The organism is Microbacterium sp. B35-04 (assembly GCF_010634885.1).
Taxonomy (GTDB): Bacteria; Actinomycetota; Actinomycetes; order Actinomycetales; family Microbacteriaceae; genus Microbacterium.
Genome location: NZ_MWLP01000028.1, coordinates 21,310 through 29,686, shown reverse-complemented (window position 1 = coordinate 29,686; position 8,377 = coordinate 21,310). Strand labels below are relative to the sequence as shown.

Below are 8,377 nucleotides of genomic sequence, written 5' to 3'. Positions count from 1 at the left end.
GGTCACCGATCAGCTCGGCAGGCACGGCAGCAGGCGTCGCAGCGTCAACGGCAGCCGTAGCCTGAGCGCGCTCAGCCCGCAAGCGCTCGGTGATGCGTGCAAGCTGTCCGGCGTCGATGCCACCGGTCGCGTACAGGTCGGCCGCGTTGTCCAGCCGTGCGTCGGTTGCCGCCAGAGTCGCGCGTGCCTGCTCCAACGCAGCAGGGTCGCCCGTGTTGAAGAGCTGTGCGGCGTCGGGCATCTTGAGTCTGCCCACCACGATGCCCTCGACCAACGCGTCTACAAGGTCCTGCTTGCGGCGCACCCGGTAGCACTCACTGCACACGTAACTCGGCGGCTGGCGCTTGGACGTTCCGTTGGCTTGCCGTGTCATCCGGCCCACAGCGCGCACCATCACGCCACCACAGCGGCCACACCGAGCGATGCCGCCCAGTAGGTACTTCGGTGCACGGCCCGCGGGTGCAGTCTTGCGCACCGGATCGGTCAGCAATGCCTTCAGCCGCTCGTGCGTGTCCTCGTCGATCACGCGGGGCGCGTCGTCCGGAGTGCGGCCTACTACCTGGCCACGGTGGACGGTCAGCCCTGCCAGCGACGGCCGGAGTAGGAGCTGCTTGAGGGTTTGGCTGGTCCATGTGACTGCCTTGCCGGGGGTTTCGATGCCGCGTTCACCCAGGAGCTTGCAGACCGACCGCAGAGATGCACCATCGAGTACCTGCCGAGCAGCGTCGCGTATCGTTGCGGCCTGCTCATCCTCCAGCACCACGGCGGCACCCTCGCGACGGTAGCCATAGCCCACCCGGCCAGCGTGGACCCCACTCGATGCCCTCTGCGCGTTCGCGGCCACCTGACGCAATGCCTTCTGCTCGCCCTCGTACGTCGACCAGGCGGCGACGGTGCGGGCGACCGCGCGGCCTGCCGGTGTGGTCAGGTCGAGTGTGCCTGCCGTCACGGTGTACACGGGCACGTTAAGCGCGATCACGCGCTCCAGGTCGCGGGTGAGCCGCAACAAACGATCCTGGTGCCAGGCGATGATGGCCGTCGGCTTCGCGGCGAGCATGGCCTCAAAGCTGGGGCGGAGCTTGCCGGTCGTGGCGCTGATGTCGTTGTCGGTGTGCACCTGGACGACGTTCAGTCCCAGGCGCTCAGCAAGCGTGCGGCATTCCTGCTCCTGGCGGGCGACCCCCAACTCTTCACCCGTGCGATCGAGGCTAATGCGGGTGTAGATGACGGCCTCCATAAAGGTACCTTAATCTGTTGCCCTTGCCGCTGGTCTTCCTGATCCTGCCGCTGAGCGTCCTGTTCGCGGTCTTCCCCGGGATCTTCATGCTTCGACTCGGACTCGGCTGACCGGCCGGAAGGAGAAATGATGAGAACACGGATGCAGCGCCTCACGGCTCGGCTTCGCGGCGGCTGGCACGACCTCGCCGACGACGAGCGGGGCGACGTACCCGGCTGGGTCCTGATCACCCTGATGACGGCCGGCCTGGTCGTCGTGATCTGGGCCATGGCGGGGCCGGCGCTCGCCGACCTGTTCGAGCAGGCGATCAGCCGCGTCTCCGGACTCTGACGCCGTGCGCGTCGCCCCGAGCCGCGTGATGTCGGGTCTGCGCGCCCGGCTCGCTGCGGAACACCGCGACGAGACGGGTGCCAGTCCGGTCGAGTTCGTGCTCGTCGGCACGCTGCTCACCGTCCTCACGCTCGGCGTGCTGCAGTTCGGCCTCGCGGTATACGTACGCAACGTCGTGCACGACGCGGCCGTCGAGGGCGCCTACCACGCGGCGCTCGCCGACACGACGCTCGCGGACGGGGCGCAGCGCACCCGCGACATCGTGGGTCGCACGATCGGCCGGGAGTACGCCACCGAAGTCAGCGTGCGGGAGGAGTCATCGCTCGGTCGGGAGACCATCGAGATCCGGGTGGCCGCGACGCTGCCGCTGGTGGGTCTCCTCGGTGCTCCGCGCTCGCTGGAGGTGACGGCGCATGCGCCCGTCGAATCGTTCGACTGAGCTCGTCGCCGCTGCCGGCGAGGGCGACGACGGCGACGGCGACGGCGACGGAGAGCGTGGCTCTGCGGCGCTCGAGTTCATTCTCGTGGGGCTGCTGATGCTGGTGCCCCTGGTTTACCTCATCGTCTCGCTGGGACTCATCCAGGGGCAGAGCCTCGGCGCCGAAGCGGCGGCGCGTCACATCGCCCGCGCCGTGTCGACCGCGACCGACGCGACCGACGCGCGCGGCCGCGCCGACGCGGTGCTCGCTGCGGTGGCGGAGGAGTACGGCCTCGACGACGTCGACCTGGCGATCGGCTGCACCCCGGCGGGAGCGTCCTGCCCGCGGGCTGGAGCGACCCTGCACGTCACGGTGCGCACCGCGGTGACCTTGCCGCTGGTCCCGCCGGTTCTCGGACTCGAGAACATCGCGGCGGTCCCGATCGAGGCGACGGGCGCGCACAAGGTGTCGCGGTTCTGGAGCGGAGAATGAGGTTCCGCCCGCGGGCAGGCGGCGGCGCGCGGCGACCTGTGGTGGAGGCCGATGATGAGGGCAGCGTGCTGATCCTGACGCTCGGCTATGCGGTGCTCGCGATCGCGGTGATCCTCGTGTGCAGCGCGGCGACGAGCCTGTATCTCGCGCAGAAGCAGCTCGATGCGGTGGCGGATGCCGCAGCCCTCGCCGCCGCGGACGGCTTCGAGCTCTCCGTCGCCGCCGGCGAGCCCGTCGCCACGCTCACCGATGCCGGGGTGCGCCGGGAGGCGGTCGCGATGGTGGACGCCATCGGAGACCGGGCACGACTCGTCTCTGCTACGAGCCCCGACGGCGTCTCCGCGCGGGTCACGGTGGCCGGGCAGTGGCATCCGCCGATCGTCACCGTGTTCGTGCCCGACGGTGTGTCGCTCGAATCCACGGCGACGAGCCGCACCGCGCTGCGCTGACCCCGCCCGGGGGCCGTCGCCGAGCGCTGTCGGCGCACAAGGGAGGATTCGGGGTGGCCGCCGCTCCCGTGCCCCGCTACAGTGAAGCGAGTCGGTGCCGCGGCACCCTGACCGGAAGGAGGAACGACGATGGCTGTCTTTGCCACGCCCTGTGTCCTGTTCCCTTCCCTCGAGGTCGCCCGCACCCACTGATCCGGTGACCTCCCATCCTGGAGTGTCCACCCGATGTCATCCGCACGCTTCGACGCGTCCGCATCCCTTCTCTCGCCGGAACTCGAACCCGGCACCGATCAGCGCTGGTCCACCTGGCCGGCGTCTTCTCCCACCCAGCGCGGCCCGCTGCCGCATCCACACTGGCTCGTCACCGCCTCGGCGGCCTTCGACACCGAACTCGGCGTCGTCAAGACCGGCAAGGAGGCAGACGTGCACCTCATCGAGCGCGCCGTCCCCGGCACCGCCGGCGTGCTGCTCGCCGCGAAGCGGTATCGCAACACGCATCACAGCGATTTCCACCGCTCGGGCAGCTACGAAGAGGGCCGCACGATGCGCAACACCCGCGACGCGCGGGCGGTGGGCCGCAAGTCGGCGCACGGCCGCTCCGTGGCCGCCGGGCACTGGGCGCACAGCGAGTTCGCCGCGCTGTGCCGCGCTTGGCAGGCCGGCGTTCCCGTGCCTTATCCGGTGCAGGTGAGCGACACCGAGGTGCTCATGGAGTTCGTCGGTGACGGCCGCGCCGCGGCACCGCGGCTCGCTCAGAGCAGGCTGCACGGCGAGGAGCTGCAGGATGCCTTCGCCCAGGTCGTCGGCATCCTCGAGGCGTTCGCCGGCGCCGGATTCGCGCACGGCGATCTGTCGCCGTACAACCTGCTGGATCACCACGGTCGCATCGTCGTGATCGACCTGCCCCAGATCGTCGACGTCGCCGCCAACCCTCAGGGACTCGACTTCCTGCACCGCGACGTCGTGAACGTGTCGACGTGGTTCGCGCGGCGCGGTCTCGACAACGATCCGGAGGACCTGTTCGCCCACCTGATTGGGATGCTGTGGTGAGCGGTTGCCGCGCTGCAAGAGTCACGGGAACGGATCGCCGACGCGGCGGCGCCGGCATCGCGTCGTCCTGGGTTCAGAGGTGTCAGGTCGACGAACGCACGTTGAGAGTGGGCGTCAGCTGCACGCGCTGGGCCGGCGCGAGGTCCCGTTGCTCCAAGCGCATCAAGCACGTCTCGAGCGCCCGACGCCCGACAGCGAGCTTGGGTGGGGCGATAGCCGTGAGCGGCACATTGGCGAAGGATGCGATCTCGTCGTCGTAGGCGACGATGGCGAAGTCCTCGGGAACCCGGAGCCCGCGTCCTTCGGCGATGCCGAGAAGTCCCACCGCCAGGTCGTCGGGCAAGACGATGGCAGATCGGATGCCGGCGGCCAGGCAGTCGTCCAGGAACTCCCTCAGCACATCCGACGTGGAGCCGTCGCCCCACCTCGGCGACGGTGCCGTGACCACCGGCGCCTGCTTCATCTGCAGTCTGCGGGCGGCGCGGGCGTGTCCGCGCGCGATCCACGGCGCCGTCGCCGTCTCGCGGAGGAGGAGTCCGACGCCGTCGTGGCCGCGTTCGGCGAGGTGATCGACCGCGAGCTCCGCCCCGAATCCGTGGTCTGAGCGCACCGAGTCGATGCGGAGGGTGGTCGGCGCCCCGTCGACGGACCGTTCCACCAGCACGACCGGTGTGCGTATGCCAGCGATCGCCTGCCAGGTCATGGTGTCGTCGACGCCAGGACGGGCGGTGACCAGCATGATCGCGTCCACGCCGCCCGCGTCCAGCCGTGCGAGCTGATGGATCTCCTCGCGCGGGTCGTAGTTCGTCGTGCCGAGGACGATCCGGATCCCTGCGCCGTGGGCTGCGCCGCTCACCCCGCGGATGACGGGCGGGAAGTAGTACGCGGCGTCCGGCACGATGAGCCCGATCGTGGCGACCGGTCGCGACGACGTGCCGATACCGCGTACGCCGACGGCGGGCGCGTCGGCGGACTCGGGGAGCACGGCGCCGCCGTGCACACGACGGACGAGCCCGCGTTCGGCAAGAACGGACAGGTCGCGCCGGATGGTCATGCCGCTCAACTCGGTGCGTTCCGCGAAGTCCGTCACCTCGATACGACCGCGCAGCACGATCTCCCGCAGGATGCGTTCTCGGCGTTCCTCGGCGATCATCGGCTCACCCTAACGTCTCGGTTTTCATCGTGTGCGGTCGCGTCGGAGCGTGCGGCCGGCACCCGGCCCACCGACGGTGGGGGCGGCGCATGCGCACGCCACCACCGTCAGCGCTGCGATCAGCGGCAGTCGATCCCGGTGTACGGCACCGTCGCGGTGGTGCGGGCGCCGTCGCCGCCCGTCGCCACCACGACGGCCTCGCCACCGGCGAGTGCACCCGGAATCTTGAACGAAGAGCGGGTGTCCTTGCCCGGGTCGAGGTTGACTTTCACATCGTCGCCGAGTGCCGTGTCGACCGTCACAGTGATGCGTGAGTAGTGCTCGTTCGCCACGGTGACGTGCACCCACGCAAAGGGTCCCCGGCACTCTGTGAGCACCGTCGTGGCGGTCGGCACGGCGCTGCCCGCGAGCTCCACGGCGAACAGGCTCAGCCCATCGCCGGTGACCGGGCTGCCGTCGGGCAAGGTGACGCTCGCCACCGGCTTGCCGGACAGCCGGATCCGCTGCGCGAAGACGGATCCGGGTGCAGTCACCGTCGAGATCGTGCCGCCGAGATACGGCCTGGTGCGCTGCAGATGCGACGCCGCGCTGCCGAGCAGCACCGTGTCGGCGGAATCCGTCGACCCGTCGCTCCACAGCGGCAGCCGGACTCGCACCTGCTCGCTGGTGCCGTCTTGATAGTGCACCGTCGCGGTCCCATCGGTGACTGTGCCCGCTGAGAAACCGGCGACGATGAGCTCGTCACCCTCTCCCTCGAGCGCGACGTGCTGGCCGGCCGCTTTCACCGCATCGGGCGTGCCGACCGCGGTGGGGTGCCAATCCAGTTCGGCGCCGAACGCCCGGACCTTCGCGCCGACGGCGAGATCCGCACCGGCCAGCGCCTCTGCCGACAGCACGCGGAGGTCTGCAGTGATCGCGCCGTTGCGGGGGTTGGCGGTCGACGCGACGGCGGTCTGGTTCACGAGCGCATCGAACGGCAGCGGGCCTGATTCCACCCCGTCGCCCTGGTATGCACCGATATTGGGCGTGGCGGGGATCGGGTTGCCGAAGAAGTCGCGATCGCCCGCGTCTGCTATCGGCGTGCCCGCTCCGAGCAGAGGCGAGCCGACAGCCAGCTGGTACCCCGGCAGCGCCCGGGTCAGCTGGCCGCTGCCCGCCGCGATGAGCTTCGGGTCGCCGACGACGGCGCCCGTCTCGGCGGCGGGAGGCTGGATGCCGCCGAAGTACGCGTTGTTGGCGTAGACGCCGTTCGCCGTCTTCAGGCTGCCGCCCTGCGCGATGATGATGTTGTTCTTCACCTCGCGCGGTGCCGTCATATCGTCCTCGAACGGCCGGTTGAGGCAGGAGAACGTGTTGTTGTAGATCAAGTGCAGGCCCGGTCCGCCGCTCGCACCGGCGAGACGGCAGTCATCCTGCGAGACGTTGTAGCGCAGGATCGTGTTCGCCGTCGTGGAGGCCGTGCCGCAGCCCGAGATGCAGTCCAGGTAGAACCCGCCGGCGTTGCCGTACGAGTAGTTGTACTGGAAGGTGCAGCTGCCCTTGATCTTCATGTCGCAGTCCCACGCGGTGGAGTCGTAGGTCGAGGCGACGCTGTTGCCCACCACGTTGTACTGGAACAGCGGGTCGGCTGAGTTGTACGGCCACATGCCGGCGAAGTTGCCCTTGAGGAACGGATACTCGCCGTGCCCGAGGTCGATCGCCGAGTTGTATTCGATGACGGGTTTGTCGGAGTTGTGGATCACGATGCCGTCGCCGCCGACCGCGCGGATGTCGTTGCGCGCGACGTAGACGTTCGTGTTGTAGTGGCGAGTGGTGTCGGGAGCGGAGAGTTTGATGCCGCCGGCCGCGGTGTCGTTCACGACGTTGTCGGTGACGGTGATGCCGTCGAACCAGCCGATGCCGTCGCCGAGAACCGAGATGCCCGCCGAGCGTGAGAACGCGTTGCCCAGGCTCGTCTTGTCGGACCAGCCGGCGACCTTCTCGACGTGGTTGCGAGTGAGGACGACTCCGCTGCGCTTGGTGCCGTCGTTGATCTCGTACAGGATGCCAACGCGTCGCTGATCGGGCGCGCCCGGGTTGGTCACGTGCATGCCGTCGACGGTCCAGTTGCTCACGTTGAGGAGATGGATGCCGGCGAGCCGACCGTCGCCGTTGATCGTGGCGGGCGCGTCCCCGTCGCCGTACGGCGACACCGTGATCGGTGCGCTGGCGAGTCCGGAGCCGGTGGGAGCGAACGTGCCGGTGCATTCCACGCCGCGCTTGAAGCGCACGGCCTGCCCGGGCTGGAACGGCTGGACGACCGAGAGCTGCTCGAGCGACGCGAAGGGCGTGGCCTCCGAGCCGTCGCCCGCGGCGGTCGCTGAGCAGTCGACGAAGTACACCGTGTCGGAGACCGCCACCACGTGCGCCGCGATCTGGCCCTCGGCGATCGCGCCGAAGAGCGACTCGGCACGGGCGGTGATGGAGTACTCGCCGGCGGCGATGCCGGCGGGCACGACGAACGTGGCGACCGCCCGACCGTGGTCGTCGGCGTTCACGACGACCTCCGTGCCGGCGAAGCCGACGGTCACCGGCGCCTGCGGGTTCGCGCCGTCGATCGTGACCTCGACAGGCGGCCCGGAGGCCAGGAGCGACAAGTCGACATCCATCGGCGTGATGGTGAGCGGCTGCGCGAGGTAGCCGTCCGTGCAGTTGATCCGGAGGTCGGCCCAGTCCGCGTGGTCGTTGCCGTTGCCTTCCGGTCCGGGCTCGGCGATGAGCTCGATGGTGCTCGCGCCGCGGAGGTCCAGGTTGAGTCGACCCGCCGGATCAGTGCCCGTCCGCACCATCCGGAACTGCTCCGTGCCGTCGACCTTCACCACGAAGTCGACACGACCCTTGCCGGACTGGCTGTCGTCGATGCCGACGTAGCCGAGAAGCTGGGTGCATTGCTGCGCGACGTCGTACACGATCCGCGCGGGGGCGTGTGTCCCCAGACCCTTCGGGTACTGCACGCCACGGATCGACTGTATGGCTCGCGACGTGTCGGGCACGCCTCGTGCGCCGTTGTTGTAGTCGCGCTCGACGGGCCCCCAACCGTTGTCGGCCGAGATCCAATCCACATCGCTGGCATAGTGCACGCTGCCGGCCAGGCCGTCGTCGGCCGCGGCAGCCGCGGCAGCCGCGGCAGGGGCGCCGGCGAGGCAGAGCACGCTGATCGTCGCTGCGGCGAGCAGCGTCATCCGTCTTCTGGTCAAGGGATTCCTCC

8 protein-coding genes are annotated in these 8,377 nt (G+C 69.6%); 5 read left to right on the top strand and 3 right to left on the bottom strand.

The window, feature by feature from the left end; genetic code table 11:
• On the bottom strand, positions 1 to 1,237 hold a 1,237-nt coding region (locus B1729_RS07770), incomplete at its 3' end, for a recombinase family protein (protein ID WP_163631783.1).
• A gap of 141 nt (positions 1,238 to 1,378) precedes the next feature.
• Here B1729_RS07770 and B1729_RS07760 point away from each other — a divergent pair.
• The 5 genes from B1729_RS07760 to B1729_RS07740 all read left to right on the top strand — a co-directional run bounded on the left by B1729_RS07760 (position 1,379) and on the right by B1729_RS07740 (position 3,977).
• The gene (locus tag B1729_RS07760; protein ID WP_163631786.1) at positions 1,379 to 1,567 is read left to right on the top strand and encodes a hypothetical protein; all 189 of its coding nucleotides are present in this window, start codon (positions 1,379 to 1,381) and stop codon (positions 1,565 to 1,567) included.
• Positions 1,568 to 1,595: 28 nt separating this feature from the next.
• Complete coding sequence (locus tag B1729_RS07755) at positions 1,596 to 2,006, top strand: TadE/TadG family type IV pilus assembly protein (RefSeq protein ID WP_163617550.1); 411 nt, start codon at positions 1,596 to 1,598, stop codon at positions 2,004 to 2,006.
• A complete protein-coding gene (locus B1729_RS07750; RefSeq protein WP_163617474.1) occupies positions 1,981 to 2,478 on the top strand; it encodes a pilus assembly protein in 498 nt (165 codons plus the stop codon). The genes B1729_RS07755 and B1729_RS07750 overlap by 26 nt, the downstream gene beginning before the upstream one ends.
• Positions 2,479 to 2,543: 65 nt before the next feature.
• The gene (locus B1729_RS07745) at positions 2,544 to 2,927 is read left to right on the top strand and encodes a pilus assembly protein TadG-related protein (protein WP_345770760.1); all 384 of its coding nucleotides are present in this window, start codon (positions 2,544 to 2,546) and stop codon (positions 2,925 to 2,927) included.
• Between the two features lie 225 nt (positions 2,928 to 3,152).
• Positions 3,153 to 3,977, top strand: a complete 825-nt coding sequence (locus B1729_RS07740; RefSeq protein ID WP_163617472.1) for an RIO1 family regulatory kinase/ATPase — start codon at positions 3,153 to 3,155, stop codon at positions 3,975 to 3,977.
• Between the two features lie 82 nt (positions 3,978 to 4,059).
• Here the strand turns inward: B1729_RS07740 and B1729_RS07735 are convergent, their stop codons facing one another.
• Both B1729_RS07735 and B1729_RS07730 read right to left on the bottom strand, forming a co-directional pair.
• Positions 4,060 to 5,130: a LacI family DNA-binding transcriptional regulator gene (locus tag B1729_RS07735; protein ID WP_163617471.1), complete on the bottom strand. Its 1,071-nt coding sequence runs from the start codon at positions 5,128 to 5,130 to the stop codon at positions 4,060 to 4,062.
• Between the two features lie 119 nt (positions 5,131 to 5,249).
• Complete coding sequence (locus tag B1729_RS07730; RefSeq protein ID WP_163631778.1) at positions 5,250 to 8,366, bottom strand: NPCBM/NEW2 domain-containing protein; 3,117 nt, start codon at positions 8,364 to 8,366, stop codon at positions 5,250 to 5,252.
• Between the last annotated feature and the right edge of the window lie 11 nt (positions 8,367 to 8,377).